15 protein-coding genes are annotated in these 18186 nt (G+C 35.1%); 14 read left to right on the forward strand and 1 reads right to left on the reverse strand.

All coding sequences use genetic code 11. The annotated features are described in order from the left end of the window. Window position 1: 1 nt before the first annotated feature. From ACKU4N_RS12980 to ACKU4N_RS13035, 12 genes are all read left to right on the forward strand, one after another. The gene (locus ACKU4N_RS12980) at window positions 2–1585 is read left to right on the forward strand and encodes a carboxypeptidase-like regulatory domain-containing protein (protein ID WP_321316853.1); all 1584 of its coding nucleotides are present in this window, start codon (window positions 2–4) and stop codon (window positions 1583–1585) included. Window positions 1586–1701: 116 nt separating this feature from the next. Further along, window positions 1702–2016, forward strand: coding sequence for a DUF5655 domain-containing protein (locus tag ACKU4N_RS12985; RefSeq protein WP_407937225.1), 315 nt, complete (start codon window positions 1702–1704; stop codon window positions 2014–2016). A gap of 101 nt (window positions 2017–2117) precedes the next feature. Beyond that, window positions 2118–3122 (forward strand): lysylphosphatidylglycerol synthase transmembrane domain-containing protein, encoded by a 1005-nt coding sequence (locus tag ACKU4N_RS12990; protein WP_321316859.1) that lies wholly within the window; start codon window positions 2118–2120, stop codon window positions 3120–3122. A 95-nt stretch (window positions 3123–3217) separates the two neighbouring features. Beyond that, complete coding sequence (locus ACKU4N_RS12995) at window positions 3218–4498, forward strand: DEAD/DEAH box helicase (protein WP_321316861.1); 1281 nt, start codon at window positions 3218–3220, stop codon at window positions 4496–4498. Window positions 4499–4654: 156 nt separating this feature from the next. Further along, the gene (locus ACKU4N_RS13000; RefSeq protein ID WP_321316863.1) at window positions 4655–5824 is read left to right on the forward strand and encodes a DUF819 family protein; all 1170 of its coding nucleotides are present in this window, start codon (window positions 4655–4657) and stop codon (window positions 5822–5824) included. A gap of 177 nt (window positions 5825–6001) precedes the next feature. Then, entirely contained in the window at window positions 6002–6535 is a 534-nt protein-coding gene (locus ACKU4N_RS13005) for a hypothetical protein (protein ID WP_321316865.1), read from the forward strand. 752 nt (window positions 6536–7287) lie between these two features. After that, window positions 7288–7863: an RNA polymerase sigma-70 factor gene (locus tag ACKU4N_RS13010; protein ID WP_321316867.1), complete on the forward strand. Its 576-nt coding sequence runs from the start codon at window positions 7288–7290 to the stop codon at window positions 7861–7863. A gap of 70 nt (window positions 7864–7933) precedes the next feature. Further along, entirely contained in the window at window positions 7934–8911 is a 978-nt protein-coding gene (locus ACKU4N_RS13015) for a FecR family protein (RefSeq protein ID WP_321316869.1), read from the forward strand. A gap of 17 nt (window positions 8912–8928) precedes the next feature. Next, window positions 8929–9462 (forward strand): DUF3575 domain-containing protein, encoded by a 534-nt coding sequence (locus ACKU4N_RS13020; protein ID WP_321316871.1) that lies wholly within the window; start codon window positions 8929–8931, stop codon window positions 9460–9462. Window positions 9463–9578: 116 nt separating this feature from the next. Continuing rightward, a complete protein-coding gene (locus ACKU4N_RS13025; RefSeq protein WP_321316873.1) occupies window positions 9579–10034 on the forward strand; it encodes a hypothetical protein in 456 nt (151 codons plus the stop codon). 137 nt (window positions 10035–10171) lie between these two features. Continuing rightward, window positions 10172–12763, forward strand: a complete 2592-nt coding sequence (locus tag ACKU4N_RS13030; RefSeq protein WP_321316875.1) for a TonB-dependent receptor — start codon at window positions 10172–10174, stop codon at window positions 12761–12763. Between the two features lie 11 nt (window positions 12764–12774). Continuing rightward, a complete protein-coding gene (locus tag ACKU4N_RS13035; RefSeq protein ID WP_321316877.1) occupies window positions 12775–13737 on the forward strand; it encodes a DUF4249 domain-containing protein in 963 nt (320 codons plus the stop codon). 149 nt (window positions 13738–13886) lie between these two features. Here the strand turns inward: ACKU4N_RS13035 and ACKU4N_RS13040 are convergent, their stop codons facing one another. Continuing rightward, complete coding sequence (locus tag ACKU4N_RS13040) at window positions 13887–14360, reverse strand: aminoacyl-tRNA deacylase (protein WP_321316879.1); 474 nt, start codon at window positions 14358–14360, stop codon at window positions 13887–13889. A gap of 330 nt (window positions 14361–14690) precedes the next feature. Between ACKU4N_RS13040 and ACKU4N_RS13045 the strand changes: the two genes are divergently transcribed. Both ACKU4N_RS13045 and ACKU4N_RS13050 read left to right on the forward strand, forming a co-directional pair. Then, window positions 14691–15089, forward strand: coding sequence for a BlaI/MecI/CopY family transcriptional regulator (locus ACKU4N_RS13045; RefSeq protein ID WP_321316881.1), 399 nt, complete (start codon window positions 14691–14693; stop codon window positions 15087–15089). Then, complete coding sequence (locus ACKU4N_RS13050; RefSeq protein ID WP_321316884.1) at window positions 15073–18036, forward strand: TonB-dependent receptor plug domain-containing protein; 2964 nt, start codon at window positions 15073–15075, stop codon at window positions 18034–18036. Before ACKU4N_RS13045 ends, ACKU4N_RS13050 begins: the two co-directional genes overlap by 17 nt. The last annotated feature ends 150 nt before the right edge of the window (window positions 18037–18186 follow it).

The raw sequence follows: 18186 nt of genomic DNA on the forward strand, positions 1-18186 counted from the left end.
AATGAAAAGCAGAAAAACATATCAAAATTTAGTACAAAGCATCATTTTAAATGCTCTGCTTGTACTTATCGTATGTTCTTCTCATACTTCCAATGCACAGAATTCACTCTTGCAGAATAAGATATCTATTGATATTACAGAACTAAGCATTAATGATGCATTGGATTCTATTGCCGCAAAAAACAACTGCTATTTCACCTACAATTCTGATTTATTTGCAAATCAAAAGAAGCTAAACCTTAAGGCTGATGAAGTTGAATTTGAAATTTTGCTGAGGAAAATAGTGCAGGATACAAGCCTTACGTTTCAAGTAGTAAACAGACATATCATTATTGTTCCCACAAAATACAAAACAGATAAACCCCTTACTTCGAGCATCATTCCTTACATTTCGTACCGAAACATTAGTGGCAAAGTAACGAATCAATCAGCTAAAATACCTCTGCCATACGCGAGCATTGGGATTAGAGGCAAACATATTGGAACAATTAGCAATCAGGATGGGGAATTTGCCCTTACTCTTTCATCAGAAAATAGTAAAGACACACTTATTGTTTCCTATGTTGGATTTAAAAATTTCGAGATCCCTGTTTCCGATATCTCAAATAAGCAACTTCAAATTAAATTAAAAGAGGATTTCATTTCCCTTCAGGAGGTAGTAATCCGAAACAACGATCCTAAATCAATACTAAAAGCGGCCGTAAATAAAATAGAAATTAATTACCCAAAAAACGCTTCCAATCTCACCTCATTCTATCGGGAATCTGTGCATAAAAACAGTAAGTATATGATTTATCTCGAATCTGTTTTAGAAATTTATAAAAATCCTTACTCCGAAAACAATCTAACAGATAAAGTAAAAGTATTTAAGAGTCGCAAAATTTATGATGTATCCCGTCTGGATACCATATCATTTCGATTAAAAGGAGGTATTCAAGGTTGTTTGATGTTAGACATTGTAAAAAACCGCCCTGAATTTTTAGATCCTGAATTTATAGATTTATACAGCTACCGCTTATCCGATATCAGTACTTTCAACAACAAGTCTGTTTATGTTATTGATTTTGAACCCAAACCATTCATGAGCACGCCTCTTTTAGAAGGCAAACTCATTATTGAAACAGGAAGTTTAGCTATTATTGGTGCAGAATTTGGCTATAATCAAGATCGATTGCCCGAACTAACCAACCGATTTATTAGTAAGGGGAATCCCAAAATAAAAGTAAGACCAACACAGGTTCTATATTCTGTAAACTATCGAAATATAGATGGAAAGTATTTTTTGAATCACACGCTTGGGAATTTAAAATTTAAAGTGAAAAATAAAAGAAAATTGTTTTCACAGACCTTCTCTACAACTTTCGAAATGGCAACAACGAAATTGGACACCATCAATGTCCGGAAATTTAAGCATCGCGAAACAATTGCGCCAACAACAATTCTTTCAACTGAAAAACTAAGTTACGATCCCAAATTCTGGGGTAACCAGACATTTATTAAGCCCGAAGACAATATTAAAGAAGCCATTAAAAGAATCAGCAGCAGCATGCAGCAGGTTGCAATGGATACAAGCAATGCTGAATAGAATTGAATTAAAAATCCTCAATGACTTACATTTGTCCCACCTGCAAAAGAAGCTTATCTGGTCCAAACCAATATCACTCCTGCCTTATAAGCGATAAAGAAACTCATTTACAAAAAATGAGTCCAGCTATTTCAGAATTATTTGAAATACTTCTATCCTACATGTTAACATTCAAGAACCTTAAAATTATTTATTTAAAGACCTGTGTTCAATTTAAGATCGGAGCAACTTTTTTATCTGTTTACACAAAAAAGAATCATCTGATATTGGAGTTTCAATTGCAAAGGGAAGAAGATCAATTTCCAATTTACCTGTGCAAACGAATATCTAAAAACCGGGTACTTCACCGCCTTGCTATTGGGGAGTTATCTGAATTTGATCAGCAATTAAAAAACTGGCTGCAGGAAGCTTATGAAACAATCAGGAAATAAACATTTCATGATATTATAATTTTCCTTTGAAACAAAAAATTCTAAAAGTCTTCCTATTTTTGTATTTCTTTGCAAAAAAAATAAATCAGTAACGTTATTAAATGGGAAGTCGAATAAAAAAAATAATACAAAATTCAATTGGAATAATAATTGGTTCCGTATTCTTGTTTCTCACCTTACGTGAAAAACCAATGGCTCCGGTTTGGGAAAGCCTGGCCAATGCTGACTATTTTTTTATACTGCTTAGCTTCGTATGTTTATTCATCGTTTTTTACCTAAGAGCCTTACGTTGGAAGTTGCTAATTGAAGAATCCGGCGAAAAACCAAAATCTGATAAAGTCCTAACCTCCGTCCTACTCGGCTATTTTGTGAATAGCTTTACTCCAAAATTCGGAGAAATAATTCGTTGTACATCTCTTCAAAAAACAACAAATGTTCCGGTATCTGTATCCATGGGAAGCGTTATGGCCGAGCGGGCTTACGATTTACTGATTTTGGGTCTTGGTGTGTTTGCTGTATTTTGGATTGAACTGGATCGTTTACAGGGAATTATGGACTCTACTATTGGTGGAATTTCTCATATTTACGGCTACCGCTATTTGTATGTAATTCCAATTGCCATACTTGTTCTTTTTATCCTTTTCCTGGTTAGCTTACGCAGAATAAAAAAATCAGAGCGTCGTCCAATAAAAAAAATAGTTACATTCTTACAAAGCATGTTTCTATCGCTTAAGCAAGGCTTACTTCTTAAAAAGAGATTTCAGTTTATAGTTTTAACACTTTTAATTTGGACAATGCTTGTTGTCTTAAACTACATCTACCTGCTTTGTTTGCCTGAAACGTCAAGCTATTCAATGAGTTTTGCTATTGTGATTCTGTTTATTGGCGGCATTGGCTGGGCTTTGCCAAGTCCGGGAGGAATTGGAACCACTCATTTTCTACTTCTTCAATTATTCCTTGCCTTTCAGTTGGATCCGAATGCAGGAATCAGCTTCGGAATTCTTTCCAATGGATTAACTTTTATTGGTACTATTGTAATAGGAGGTTACGGCTATTTCAGATATTGGACAGAAACCAGAATACTGGAAAAAACAGCAAAAGCATAAATGATGTTCCCTATTTAGCAACAAGCATCTTGCTAATTCAACAAAACCATATTTTACACCTATCTTTGCACAATAAAATCATCTGAATACAAAAAATGAAATTTAGTCAATATAGTTTTTCCCCCGATATTAAAAGAAATTTAGACGGTTTGGGTTTTAACAGACCAACCGACATTCAATTCAAAGCCATTCCTCCAATTGTGCGGGGAGAAGATGTGCTTGCCATTGCACAAACCGGAACAGGAAAAACAGCGGCATTTGCGATTCCTATTATCGATAAACTGCACAAAGCTAAGAATAACAAAAGCAGTAACGGCATTAAATGTGTCGTAATGGTTCCTACCCGCGAGCTGGCCATTCAAATTACCGAAGTTTTTCAAAAAATTGGAAAACATACCAAAGTAACCAGTTTTTGTGTGTTCGGAGGTGTTGAACAAGCTCCTCAGATTGCAAGTTTACAAGTTGGAATAGACGTATTAATTACAACACCCGGCAGAATGTTCGATTTAACCAGTCAGGGTTTTATTCAGCTTGATAAAGTAGAAACCCTGGTTTTGGATGAAGCCGATCACATGTTGGATTTGGGTTTTATAAAAGACATACAGGATTTGATTCGTTTTCTTCCAAAGAATCGTCAAACCTTGTTTTTTTCAGCGACAATCACGCCCAAAATTAAAAAGCTGGCCTATTCTCTGGTTCGAAGTGCAATTCGTATTCAGATATCACCTAAAGATCCTGTATCCAAGAACGTAGAGCATGGAGTTGCCTTTGTGAAAATGGATGATAAGCGTTTCTTTTTGGAACGAATGATTAAAGAACATCAGGAAAGCAAAATACTTGTTTTTGTGCGAACCAAAGTAAGAGCGGAACGTGTTCACAAAGCCATGGAACGTGTAGGAATAGAAACACAAACCATTCATGGAGACCGCGAACAGGATGATCGTTTGATTGCCTTAAATGCTTTTAAAACAGGAAAAGTAAAAATCTTGATCGCAACAGATGTAAGTGCCCGCGGTATCGACATTCCTAATGTTGATTATGTGGTAAATTATGACATGCCCGATGTCGCCGAAAATTACGTTCACCGTGTGGGTAGAACCGGACGTGGTGTTCAAAAAGGTTTGGCCATTTCTTTCTGCGACCCAACAGATGAAAAACAATTATTAGCTGAAATAGAAGAGTTCACCGGCACCGAAATTCAGGTAATGGACATATCGAAAGGAGAATACACTGCAACTATCGATTTTTCTGAAGATTACTCGAAAAGCTTAAAAGAACTAATGGACGAAGCAGAAGATTTTCTGCAAAATCCGAAAAAGAAAAGTGTGAAAAAGAAAACTCCTGCGAAAAAGGCAGCGAAAAAGAAAAAAAAGTAAGCAATACGAAATAAACAAAACCTCAAAACCAAAATGGATTTGAGGTTCTTTTTTTAAGGATAAACTCTATACCTGACAACAATAAATAGGCCTGATTCTTTGCATTTCGGCAAAAATCGAAATATATTCGTTCCTCCTAATCTAAATCAATCAACTATGCAATCACTAATATCTCCCGAAAGCAATTTAACCTTGTTTTTCGTGATAGCCGGAGCTGCTGCTTTTGGTCTCTATTCCGAACACAAAAAATGGTTTGGTAAACTATCCGGAATTTTGGTTACCATGATTTCCATGTCGTTGCTTGCAATGGCTGGCGTGGTGCCGGTAGCATCAAACCCAACCATTAAAGTAGATGTATACGATATGGTATTCTCCTATTTTATCCCTATTTCTATTCCCATGCTGCTGTTCAGTTCCAACATCCTTAAAATTGTAAAAGAAAGTGGGAAGCTACTGGTTGCCTATATTTTGGGTGCTATTGGAATTGTTCTGGGTTGTTTTATTGCATTTTGGTTAATTGATTTAGGTTCGGATTCAGGAAATACAGCAGGTGTAATTGCTGCCACACTTATTGGTGGAAGTGTTAATTTTATTGCTGCTGCCGAGATCTTAAATTTCAGTACCAATCCCTTATTTACGGCAACCATTGCTGTTGATAATTTTGTATCGAATTTGTATACACTCTTCCTGTTCCTAACTCCTTCCCTTTTGTTCTTATCCCGTTTTTTTGTAAAACCAAAGAAAGAAAATGAAGTAGAAGACGCTTCAAAATCCGAAAAAACACAATTCCCGATGAGTTTGGAACGGATAGCCGTTTCTGTTTTTATTGCAGCATTAATTGCAGGACTGGGAAACCTTCTGTCTCCCTATCTTCAAGACTTACTGCACACCAAACTAAACCTTAGCATATTGGTGATTACAGTTTTAGCAGTGCTTGCAGCCAATCTATTCCCCAAAAGACTAAAACCATTGGAAGACACAGCCTTCTCGCTTGGTTTGTGGATGATGTACATCTTTTTGGCGGTGATTGGTGCAGCCACCAACATGACACAGATATTTAGCATTGGCCCTGCTGTACTGGGATTTTACCTAACCATTATGATCTTTCATTTCCTGTTTATGCTCGCTTTGGCCAAACTCTTTAAACTGGATGTTTACGAGGTAGTAATTTCATCGGCAGCAAACATTATGGGACCATCGGTTGCGGCTCCAATGGCTGCTTCAATGGGACAAAAGAAGCTCGTAACACCCGGAATTCTGGTTGGTATTTTGGGTTACATCATCGGTACCTTTATTGGTGTTTCCATTGCCTTGTATTTAAGCTAGATCGAATCAAAAACATAAACTAAAAGGCTTTGCACAATTGCAAAGCCTTTTTTTTGAAAAATGCAGATCAGTTGACTTTCAAACAAGTCATAATATAGAAACATTCCATTAGCATAATTAGGTCTTTTATTAAAAAACATCAGTATTTTCATGTTTTAACAAAATCAAATCCTAAAAATGAAAAAATCCGATATTATTGACCTTGCCCTTAAAATCTTTGGAATCTATGTAATTATTGCAGCACTTCTTTATCTTAAAGACCTGCATTTTATCAAATCGATGTTCACTCAAAATATTCCAGATTATATGGATTTTGTTGGTTTGGGACTATTCTTGGCAGGAGGAATAATCACTTTTATCATTGGCTATTTATTAATCTTTAAATCATCAAAAGTCGCGAAGAAAATCTGTAAGGAAGATTTTGACATCAATTTAGCTATCGATCCTAATTACAGTAAAATTCTGGAAATTTCATTGGTGATTTTTGGGCTGTACATTCTCATTTTTCATTTTCCATATATCATATCAAGCATTAGTCAGATAATAAGCCACCTAACCAGAGACTTCCCTCAAGAAAAAGCATCGCTTATCTATGCTATTTGTTCTTTGTTTCAATATCTATTTGGATATCTTTTAGTAACCAATTCCAAAGCCATTTCAGCTTGGATCATTCGAATCAACAAAAAAAATTTTGGAGAAATTGAAAATTAAAATGGAATTACAGATTCCATCAATACTTACCGCTTTACACCAAAGAAACAACACCGAAGCCCTCCAGTTTCGGTGTTGTTATATCTCGCTCACAGCAGAATGTATCGCAGCAAAGAATTACTTCCAGTTCACTTCCTTTTATTGTTCCAAATTGTACATGGAACCTACTTCGCACTAAAGCGAAGAGAACATTTTGATAGCCAAAGTCCTTCCGCTTCTCGCGGATGGTTCTTTAAGCTGCTTGCTAATACCTTCGCAGTAATGCGAGCTGGGTTAATGATAAGAATAATACCTTAGCATTGATGTGAAACAAGTGTTTTGATGAGAAAAAGACCTCCGCATTAGAGCGAAAGGAGGTTTACGTGAGAAAAATAGCCTCCACATTAAAGCGAAAGGAGGTTTACGTAGGAAAAATAGCCTTCGCATTGATGCGGAAGGAGTTTAAGAAGGGAAAAACAGCCTTCCCTCGCGGACGAAGGACATTCTGAAATAAAAATAAAGCCTTCGCTCCTAACAAGTTCCTATTTCATGTTGGGGAACCTCTCTTATTTATTAAAAACTGAAGTGCCCACTATCAGTAAGGCTTTCAGTAAAAAACAAAAGTGAAAGCACCATGTTTATTCACAGAAAAACAATTTTTTTTCATTTTATGATACGTGTGCTGCCCTTTTTAATTGTCTATTGCTTAGAAAGAGGTTAAATTCCCCTTTTAAATAAAGTATTGCACGCACAAACCAGTCTATTAGTAATAAATGGAACACGCACTAAAAACCCAACAGTTCGAAAACCTGACGGAAACAAGAATAGAACAACTTTTTAAAGAGCACTATTCTGTTTTAACAGCCTATGCCAATAAATTCCTATCCGATTTAGATGATTCGAGGGAGGTTGTTCAAGATGTTTTTGTTCATCTCTTCGATAATCGTGAAACCGTAAATATACATACATCAGCCAAGGCACATTTGTTTACTTCGGTTCGAAATGCCTGCCTAAATACCATCAAACAAAGAAAAAACCATAACACTCATCATGAGAACATTAAATATTTAAGTTCTGGTTTTAGCTTGCAAGCTGATAAAATTTTAGAACAGACCGAATTGGAATATGCCCTTTTTAAAGCCATTGATGAATTGCCTGAACAATGTCAGCGAATATTTAAGCTGAACCGAATAGATGGTTTCACCAATCAGGAAATTGCAGATCAGTTAGGAATTTCGAAACGTACAGTCGAAACACAAATCTCGAAAGCTCTAAAAAGCTTACGGATAACAATTGGCCCGATGCTGGCATCACTCCTTATTATTTACCTATTCAACGCATTGAAATAAATTTTTCATTTTTTTGAATTCAAGTACGTGTGCGGTCATTCTTATTTGTCTTACCATTAGAAACAGCAAAATGAAACAGAACAATCAACATATCGACGAACAGCTTTTAAAAGCCATTTTAGAGGAAACTTCTTCTGATCAGGACAAGCAGGAATTCCAGAAGTGGATGCAAGCTGATTCTGCAAACAAAGCTACCTTTCTTACAATCCAGAAAATCTGGAATTCGAGCAAAGAAATTGAAGTGTTCCAAAAAATTGATGAAGCCGCTGATTGGAAAATCATAAAAGCAAAATCAGGAAAAACAGTTCAACTGAAAAAAGTAAACCTGTTTATGAGGTATGCGGCCACTGTTCTTGTTTTGCTCTCGCTTAGTTTGGTTTACCTATATCAGACAACACCAGGATTTGGTAAATACGCGCAATGCAAAAGCCTGCAAAGCAAAAATCAAATTGTGTTGGCTGACGGAACAGAGGTCTTCTTAAACAAGGAAAGTAAAATTATTTATCCTAAATATTTCAATTCAAAAGTACGAAATATTGAGATGGAAGGGGAAGCTTACTTTCAGGTAAAGCCAGATCCTGCCAAACCATTTATAATTAATTCCGGAGATGCAATTATTGAAGTTTTGGGTACCAGCTTCAATGTTAAAAATAAATTGGACGGAACAACTGTTGTAAGCGTAAACTCCGGCAAAGTTAGTTTGAAAAATCGAAAAACTCAGGAAACAGTTTACCTAACTAAAGGAGAAAAAGGAGTGATTCAAAAACGAAAAGTAAGCGAATCGAAAAACGAAGAATTAAACTTCAACTCTTGGAAAACCGATGTACTTACATTCAAGAACACGCCGATGGCAAATGTTTTCGATGATCTTGAGAATTATTACGGTGTAAAAATTACAAACAGGTGTGCCAGACTGGATACTCTTACCTACACCAATTCATTTTCGAATGCAACTATCAACAAAGTAATTGATGAATTGGAACTTCTTTTAAAAGTTCATATTACACAAAAAGGAAATCATTTGACCATTTCTGATGGTAAAAACTAAATCGAAATTTTAAAACAATGAGAAACAAAATCGTATTGTTCGCTTTTATCATGCTTGCCGGCATAAGCTTTACAAAAGCACAGAACACAGTAATTAAAGCCAATTTACTAAGTCCGTTGGTGCGAACAGGATCATTTTTTGCAGAGCATAAGCTGAACGACAACAGCAGTATCCAATTGGGACTTTTGTACACAGGCAATTCCTGGGACGACACCAAAGTAAGAGGTTGGGGTATTACTCCTGAATACCGGTTTTATCTTTCAGATTCACCGGCACCAAAGGGATTTTTTGTAGCTCCTTACGCCCGTTATCTGCATTATAATTTGGAGAATGAAGCAAATGATGAAGCCACCTTAAATGGATTGGGAGCCGGTTTAATTATTGGTCAGCAGTATATTTTTAAGAAAAGAGTAAGCTTCGAATGGTTTTTTGGTCCAGGCTATACAAGCATTGATGTAGATGCAAAATCCGGAGTCGAAGATGATTTCGATACCGACACCTGGGATGGCTTTACATTAAGAGCAGGACTGACACTAGGAATTGCTTTCTAGAGCCTGAATTCAAAAGGAGAATCAAAAAAATAATTCTATCAGAAAACCAATTTGTCTTTGTGAATAATTCAAAAAAAAAATTAAATTAGCATATTAATAATTATTAAAATAGAAAAATGAAGAAGCTTTTATTTATTGCAATTATCGCATTAGGATTTGGATTTGAATCACAAGCTCAAACCGTAGAGTACAAGGTTATTACTTCTGTAGAATCAATTGTTCCTATGGGAATTGGACGTTCCCGGTTAATTGAAGAAAAAGACGCCATTGATGCAGAAGCGTTTACAACAGAAAGAACCGATGGTAAAAAAAGTGATCAAGGTGATGTAAAACGTTCTGATGCAAAAGTGTCTAAATTTGCTGAAACAAAATTATTGAACTTTTATAGTATAGCCGGTATCAATTTCCAAAACATTGCTTCAAACGATGCATTAACATCATCGAAAATAAACAAGCTAAGTGCTGAAGGTTGGGAACTTGCTTTTGTAACCAGTGGTGTTGAAAGTGACAGCGGTAAAGGGGATGGAAAAGGAATCTACATTACCAGATATATATTTAAAAGAGTTAATTAATTTTCAACAATAAGTTTACGAACTGCTCCTTTTCGGAGTTCTGTAAAACTATAAAAGGAAGCCTTCGGGCTTCCCTTTGTTGTTTATAATAACATATTGTAAATTTGACAAATATTTATTTTGAACAGACACTCTTCATGAGAAAATTATTAATTCTATTTTCTTTCCTTCTTCTCTCCTCTTCGGCATTTTGTCAGGAGTCCTTGATGTCTAAGCAATTAAAGTTTCCAAATATTGCCTATCCTCTTCATGAATTATTGAGCGAAATAAGTAAGCAAACTGGTGCTGAATTTAGCTACACCAGCGAATTAAACACAAATCAATACATCGAACTTCCTGCCTTAACAGGAAGTCTAAAATACTTTCTGAACGAGATTCTTGATACAAAAGCATTTAAAATTATCATCAAAAAAAATAAAATATTTTTAGTCGGTATTCCTCCATCAGAACGAAAATACAGCATTAGCGGATTCATAACCGATTCCAAAACAGGCGAATCTCTTATTAATGCCAACATTATTAATTTAGAAAATTACACAGGTACAATTAGTAACAACTTTGGCTTTTATAGCTTTTCTCTCAACCAAAAAGTCCATAAGCTGCAAATCTCCTATGTGGGCTATCAGAATGCCATCATTGAATTACACCTAAAGCAGGATACCTGTATTAACATTTCTCTGGAGCCAAAAACCATTCTTAACGAAATTAAAGTGGTTGCTGATCAAAAAGACAATAACATCAACCATCAATTCGTAAGCAGCAATACACTTACTTCCGAGAAGTTCAGCAATTCAGGAATTTTAGGCGAAAATGATTTATTTCAGAATCTAATCCAATTTCCTGGAGTTCAGTCCTCGAACGAAGGTCTTGGAGGATTTATCGTACGAAACGGTTCACCTGCTCAGAATTTAATTCTTCTCGATGATGTTCCTGTTTACTATTCCTCGCATTTGTTCGGCTTATTTTCTATTTTTAATCCTGATGCTATAAACCATGTAAAACTGATAAAAGGAGGTTTCCCCGCACATTATGGCGGTCGTGTTTCTTCCGTTCTTGATATTCGCATGAAAGACGGGAATTCAAAAAAATTGGGTGGCGATTTTAGTATTGGACTTCTAACCGCCAAATTTAACCTGCACGGACCAATTAAAAAGGACAAAACAACATTCAATCTTTCGGTTCGGCGCTCCTATCTCGATTTACTAGTAAAAGGCATCTTAAAACTAGCGGATAGCGATGTAACCGGCGGCTACTATTTTGGCGATTTAAATTTTAAGCTCACACATAAATTCTCTCAACGCGACAAAATTTTCTTCAGCACCTATTGGGGCGGCGATCTGATTGATTTAAAAAATACCGATCAACTAACATATACGTACAAAGAGAAAACCGAAAATAAAGTTGGATGGGGTAATTTTACAAATTCTCTTCGCTGGAACCATATATACAGCAATCACCTTTTCGGAAATACTTCTTTGATACTAAGCAGATATACCTTTTTAGTTAAGGATAAGAAATCCATACAAAATGAAGGTGAAAGTTTTAAGGAAAACTACAATTATCAATTTAGATCAGGCATTCGTGATTTCACACTTAAATCGGAATTCGATTGGATTCCCGACTCGAAACACTACTTGAAATTTGGAATGGAAAGCTCACTGCATCACACCAAACCCGGCAGTGAACTGTACCGAAATAGTAATCAAAACGAACAAAACACATACAACAATCAAATTATCAGCTCAAAAGAATTAATCCTGTTTGGGGAGTGTCAAATTCAATTCGGAAAAAAATTCCTCCTAAATATAGGATCCCGATGGAGTAACTTTATTGTAGAAGGAACTTACTACTCAACTGTAGAACCGAGGTTTAGTGCCCAATATCATTTGTATCCCAAATGGACTGTAACAGGAAGTTTTTCGCAGATGACTCAATACCTTCATCTGGTTACAAGCAGTTCTCTTAGTTTGCCAACTGATCTTTGGCTGCCTGTAACAAGTAAAATTAAACCAATCGATTCCTTTCAATATACCGGAGGTACCAATTATTCCTTCTCTAAATCAGTAAAATTAACTGCTGAATATTATCACAAATTATCACGCAACACTCTGGAATTCAGCGATGAATACTTTTTTCAAAATGTGAGTGCCGACTGGGAAAGTATAGTAGAGGCAGGAAAATCGTGGAGCAATGGCTTGGAGATTAATCTGAGTAAAAGCAATGGCAAAACTACAGGAAATATGGCATACACATTTTCCAAATCGTTTGTGAAATATCCGGAAATAAATGGTGGAAAAACATTTGCTTCTCCTTACGATCGCCGTCACGATTTCTCTTTCCTACTCAACCAAAAATTAAGTAAAAAAATTGATTTTACCCTTGCCTGGATGTATGGAAGTGGCCTGCCTGCGACACTTTCTTCAACAAATATAAGTTCTATTTCACCCTATTATCCGGGAGAAATTTCTTCAACGCCAATTTTTTCTCATCGAAATAGGTTTCGGCTGCCGGATTATCACAGAATGGATTTCTCAATCAATTTTAGAAAATTTAAGAAACATGGAATAAGAACATGGAATATTAGTATCAACAATGTGTACAACAGAAAAAATGCAAATTACGTCTCCATAAGTGAAACCCGAAACGAATTTGGCACTACCAATTACAGCTTAAAGCAAATTAGTTTGTTCGCTTTTCTACCAAGTGTAAGTTATTCCTATAAATTTTAAGAAAAGATATTATGAAGTATCAATTACTTTTTCTCAATATTTGCCTGCTGTTTTTTCATTTTTCCTGCGAAAAAGAACTTCAAGTTCCCATTCCTGAAGAGGAACCGAAATTGGTTGTCAATTCGTTGCTTGGAGCAGATAGTTTACTCCGGGTTCATGTAAGCAAAAGTTCAGTTTTTCAGGAACAATATACCAATACTACTTTGTCTGATGCCAACATCATCATAAAAAAAAACAATCAGTTGTTAGGAAAAATGAAACATGAAAACGATGGATGGTATTCCTTAAATTCATATGCAGTAACAGCTGGTAATTCCTATCAAATTGAAGTTTCGCATCCTGATTTGGAAACTGCTGAATCTGCAACCAAAACATTACGAAAAGTTCCAATTACCAGTCTTTCTTATCAAATTAAGGAAGAAGGTAAACTGGAATTTACATTTCAATTTGATGATACAGCATTGCAGGAAAATTATTACATGATTCTGCTAAAAGCATATAATGGAATTTCTTTCTCAGATATAAATTTTTATAGCGATAACATTATTTTCAATGGCAATTTATCCGAAAATTCAATTGGAATACAGCAAAATATGCTTCGTGGCAGTCACACTTTCTCCGATGAAAATATTGACGGAGAAAATTGCAGCATTTCGATATATGCTTTCAATGAATTATTTAATAATTCAGAAGTAAATCAGCAATACAAATTGGAATTGTACCACATTACATCCGATTACTTCAAGTATGAACGTTCATTAACCGCTTATTACAATCGTGATGACTTACCTTTTTACAAGAAGGTAAATCTTCATTCCAACGTTAATTGCGGCTATGGAATTTTTACCTCATATGCTGTTGATTCAAAAACAATAACTACAACCGGTCAAATGCAAATTATAAAAGCAGAAAACCAACAAGCTGCAGCCATGTGCCTGTTGCAAAGGAATTCAAGAAAACGATCTGAAATTTAAAAAGAAGTAAGAACAGAAAAAGAATCAATTATTTGTTTCATCTGTTTATAATTTTCTTGTTACTATCAGATGAAACTTACCATTCGTAAATAATCATGTTTGATTGTATCTTGATAATTATTTACTCATGGACGTTTCATTTTACTTAATTACGCATAACTTTTATGCGTAAACTTTAATGTAATAGGTTCAACTAAATTATGAAAATCTTCATACGAAAGCATAATAAGCTCTGTATGAGTTCCTGCATTAAACACGATATCATCGTCTTCAACTAAACTTTCAGCCACATAAACCTCCAGTCCATATAAATTTCCAAACGGAGGCATAGCTCCCACTTCACATTGTGGAAATATATCTTTAAAATCTTGCTCATGCGCCAGCTCTACCTTTTTACAACCCAGCATTTGTTTTAATAAATCAAAGTCAATCAAATAAGATGCGGGCAGAACAGCCATACACATCCTTCCATCTACCTTAATCATTACTGTTTTTGCAAGCATTTTACCAGGGATATGGGCCGATGCAGCAATTTGCTGGGCGGTGTAGGCTGATGAATGCCGAATCGTTACATATTTAATATGTCGCTCATCTAAAAACTCTTTTAATTTACGAATAGGCATAATCTTTGGGTCTAATGGTTAAAAATGTCCACTCTACAGAAGGTCTTTACAACCTTTAATTGGCGATACCAATTGGGTTTTGATTTCTGGTTCTTACTTCCACCCCACACAATTTGAGAATTGAGGGGCTACTATTCAAATTACGAAAAAAAAAGCGGGAAGTAAAGAGTAATAGCATATTGACTACGTATTTATATTCATTTTTCATTAAGAATATTAACCAAAACCTATTCATCTACGAAATATATCGTATTAAAATTTTGTAATACGACAAGTTTCGTATATCTTTATCTACGAAATTAATCGTATAACGGAAATCACCACAATAATATGCCACAGAAGATTAAGCCAACCGAAGCAGAATTGGAAATTCTACAAGTCCTTTGGACCTACGGTCCATCGAATGTTCGATTTGTAAATGACAAATTGAAATCGGAAAGAAATGTAGGTTATACTACAACGCTTAAGGTAATGCAAATAATGACTGAGAAAGGAATCCTTGAACGTGATATGAATTCAAGAACTCATATTTACAAGGCTGTTGTAGAAGAAAAAGAAACTAAAAATCAGTTAATCGATAAATTCATATCCACTTTATTTGGTGGATCCACTTCTGGAATGGTTCTGCAAGCTTTAGGCAATCAAAAATGCTCAACAAAGGAACTGAATGAAATTAAAAAATTAATTGATAACATCGAAAACCCGGCTCAAAATGAAACTGATAAATAATTTCGATTTTTACGAATTGAGTCACGCTATTGGCTGGACTTTAATTCATTCTGTTTGGCAAGCTGCAGTAATTGGGGGGATTATTTGGTTGATATTCCGATTTATCTCAAAAGACAATGCAAAATTTCGCTATACCCTATCAGGCTTGGGGCTCATTCTAATTTGTGCTGCATCAGCAATTACATTTTACCGATACATCCCATCAAGCACCAGCATTTATTTGTCTGATTTTAAGGTTCAACTGCAAACTTCAGGCATCATTCCGCAAGATGAAACATTCTTTGCCAAATTGTGGAAGCAATTACAAATTCAATTGGAAAACTCATTTCCTTATTTGATTCAAATCTGGATGATTGGAATGCTCTTCCTTTCCATTAATCTCATCTTAAAATACATTCACACCCTTAAATTAAAAAAGCACTTAACCTATCCTTTACGCACCAACTTTAAGGCAATTGCTGATAGCTTGGTGACAAAATACAATCTCAAACAAAACATTCTGTTTAAGGAATCGGGCCTGCTCGAGATCCCTTCTGTAATTGGATATTTTAAGCCAATTGTTCTAATTCCGGTTTCCATGCTAAGTGGAATTCCCGAAAATCAATTGGAAATTATCATAGCACATGAATTGGCACATATTCGTCGACACGATTACTTGCTGCAATTCATTCAAGGAATTATTGAACTAATATTCTTTTATCATCCTGTAGTTTGGTGGCTATCTTCTGTGGTAAATGCCGAAAGAGAGCACATTTGTGACGATCTGGCGGTTAAGGTTTGTGGTGAATCCTTAACTCTAATTAAAGCATTAAATAATATGGAAGCAATCAGAAAAAAACAGTACGAAATGGTTTTAGGATTCTCTGGTAAAAAGGGAAAAGTTTTGAATCGAATTAAACGTATTCTTAGACCTAAAGCTTCAACCAATCCAAGGAGTGAACGATTCATGCTTAGTGGTGTGTTCACGCTCTTATTCGCAGGCTTGTTCCTAATTTCGAATTTTGCTATTTCAGGGAATACTGATTCTCAAAAAGCATTATTTTCGAAAATCAACATCCTTGACAAAACTTCGGATCAACCTGAGAAGTCCTTTCACAAAGAAGCACTTCCTCTTGATTTGATGAATGCAAGCTCAAAAAATGATCAGAAAAAGAAGAAAAAAGAGGCAATAAAACAAACAGACACAGCTGCAACTGAGATTGAGCTTGAAGAAGTAACTGAGGTAGAAGAAATGGAACTATCGGAAATGCCTTCGATACCTGTTATGCCAACTATGCCTCTACTACCTCCAACTGTAGAAATGCCTTTCAGTTCTTTTGAAACTCCTGAATTTAGTTTCCCAAAAGATTCTGTAAAATCAGACAAATGGGTGAAAATGAAGGCCGATGAGATCATAAAAGAGCAGTTGGAAGCAATGAGGTCGGCAGAAAGAGAAATGAAGGACATAAAAATTGACCTTGATGTTGACCAAATGCGTAAAGAGCTTCAGCAGGGATTAAAAGATCTTGATTTTAATTCCGTTGAGTTCCAAAATGAAATGAAAGAACAGCAAATTGAAATCGACAAACAGTTAAAAGAATTGTCTGATGGTAATTACGCCAAACAACAAGAATTACAGAAAAAAGAACTTGAAAATCATTTGAAAGAAATTGAGGAGAATTCTCAATTGGATGAAAAGGAAAAAGAAAAAATTAGAACCAAGTTAAGCGAAACTCTTGAACAATTGAATTCAAAGGAATTTCAAAATCAACTTGAAAAACAGCTTGAAAGCGCGAAGGAATCTTTGGAACAAAAGAAGGTGAAATTCGAGTCGGGAGAATTTGAAAACCAATTGAAAGAACAACGTGTGAACATTCAACAACAACTGAAAAAAATTGAGTCTCCTGAATTTCAGGAAAAAATAAATCAACAAATTAAAGAAAGCAAGACAAGAATTCAGGAAGAATTAAAGAGAGTTAATTCTGATGAATATCGGAAGGACTTAGAGGAATTTATAAAAAATAATCCAACAAGTTCTCTTAACTACAACTCTCCTGAATTAGTTACAAGAGTATTTCATCAAGATTTGACAACACCCATAACTAATATTAGAAGAGGTTATAGAATACCAATGCAAAGTGGAACTATGTTACGTTCTATTTCACCCGAAAATGCAAATAAACAACCGCTTATCATTTTAGATGGTGAAAAAATTACTAGTGACCAAATGGATCAAATGTCTCCAGACGATATTGCTTCCATAAGTGTTCTAAAAGATGAAGCGTCAAAAGCATTGTATGGTGAAGAAGCTAAAAATGGAGTTATTGTGATCACCTGTAAATCAAATAATCAAAAAAATAATTCCTCTGCTAAGCTTAAATTTGGAAATACCGGGAATCCCCCATTATACATTCTTGATGGAATAAAAACTCCCGTAGAAGCTGTCTCAAGAATTAATCCTGACGATATTGAGAGTATGAACGTATTAAAAGGCAAAGATGCAGTAATGAAATATGGAGAAAGTGCTCAATACGGAGCTATTGAAATCAATTCCAAAGGTTCCGAATTTAAAGATCCCATCAAAATTGATAATGCCATATATATCATTGATGGAAAAAAACTTTCAAAAAAAGAATCAGAAAAAATCAATCCTGACAGTATTGAAAGTATTACAGTACTAAAAGGTGAACCCGCACTTGAAAAATACGGAAAGAAAGGTAAAAATGGAGTCGTTGAAATGACCAGCAAAGCGAATAAGAAGCATGCTGTAAAAATGAAGTTGGATTCAATAAAAAATCCTCCAATTTATGTTGTTGATGGGAAAATAACATCAGCAGAAAAAGTTGAAGAAATAAATCCTAATGATATTGAAAGTATTGATGTGCTAAAAGGTGTACATGCAATTGAAAAATACGGTGAAGAAGCTAAAAATGGTGCCGTACTAATTACCACTAAGTCCAAAAGTTAATAAGACAAATAATTCCAGATTGACTATAAAAAGACCACATTTTCATAATGTGGTCTTTTGCGTTTAACACCATAAAGTTTTATACTCAGGCACTTGCAAGCCAAACATCAAATTCGTATATTAACTGAAAACCATGCATTTATAAATAAT

This window comes from Labilibaculum sp. (assembly GCF_963664555.1).
Classification (GTDB): Bacteria; Bacteroidota; Bacteroidia; order Bacteroidales; family Marinifilaceae; genus Labilibaculum.

What these genes read in the sequence shown, in the direction of transcription:
- ACKU4N_RS13045 (WP_321316881.1), top strand. Translation starts at nt 14,691, where the DNA reads ATGCCACAGAAGATTAAGCCAACCGAAGCAGAATTGGAAATTCTACAA.
- ACKU4N_RS13025 (WP_321316873.1), top strand. Translation starts at nt 9,579, where the DNA reads ATGAAGAAGCTTTTATTTATTGCAATTATCGCATTAGGATTTGGATTT.
- ACKU4N_RS13030 (WP_321316875.1), top strand. Translation starts at nt 10,172, where the DNA reads ATGAGAAAATTATTAATTCTATTTTCTTTCCTTCTTCTCTCCTCTTCG.
- ACKU4N_RS12980 (WP_321316853.1), top strand. Translation starts at nt 2, where the DNA reads ATGAAAAGCAGAAAAACATATCAAAATTTAGTACAAAGCATCATTTTA.
- ACKU4N_RS13050 (WP_321316884.1), top strand. Translation starts at nt 15,073, where the DNA reads ATGAAACTGATAAATAATTTCGATTTTTACGAATTGAGTCACGCTATT.
- ACKU4N_RS13020 (WP_321316871.1), top strand. Translation starts at nt 8,929, where the DNA reads ATGAGAAACAAAATCGTATTGTTCGCTTTTATCATGCTTGCCGGCATA.
- ACKU4N_RS12985 (WP_407937225.1), top strand. Translation starts at nt 1,702, where the DNA reads ATGAGTCCAGCTATTTCAGAATTATTTGAAATACTTCTATCCTACATG.
- ACKU4N_RS13040 (WP_321316879.1), bottom strand. Translation starts at nt 14,360, where the DNA reads ATGCCTATTCGTAAATTAAAAGAGTTTTTAGATGAGCGACATATTAAA.
- ACKU4N_RS12995 (WP_321316861.1), top strand. Translation starts at nt 3,218, where the DNA reads ATGAAATTTAGTCAATATAGTTTTTCCCCCGATATTAAAAGAAATTTA.
- ACKU4N_RS13005 (WP_321316865.1), top strand. Translation starts at nt 6,002, where the DNA reads ATGAAAAAATCCGATATTATTGACCTTGCCCTTAAAATCTTTGGAATC.
- ACKU4N_RS13000 (WP_321316863.1), top strand. Translation starts at nt 4,655, where the DNA reads ATGCAATCACTAATATCTCCCGAAAGCAATTTAACCTTGTTTTTCGTG.
- ACKU4N_RS13015 (WP_321316869.1), top strand. Translation starts at nt 7,934, where the DNA reads ATGAAACAGAACAATCAACATATCGACGAACAGCTTTTAAAAGCCATT.
- ACKU4N_RS13010 (WP_321316867.1), top strand. Translation starts at nt 7,288, where the DNA reads ATGGAACACGCACTAAAAACCCAACAGTTCGAAAACCTGACGGAAACA.
- ACKU4N_RS13035 (WP_321316877.1), top strand. Translation starts at nt 12,775, where the DNA reads ATGAAGTATCAATTACTTTTTCTCAATATTTGCCTGCTGTTTTTTCAT.
- ACKU4N_RS12990 (WP_321316859.1), top strand. Translation starts at nt 2,118, where the DNA reads ATGGGAAGTCGAATAAAAAAAATAATACAAAATTCAATTGGAATAATA.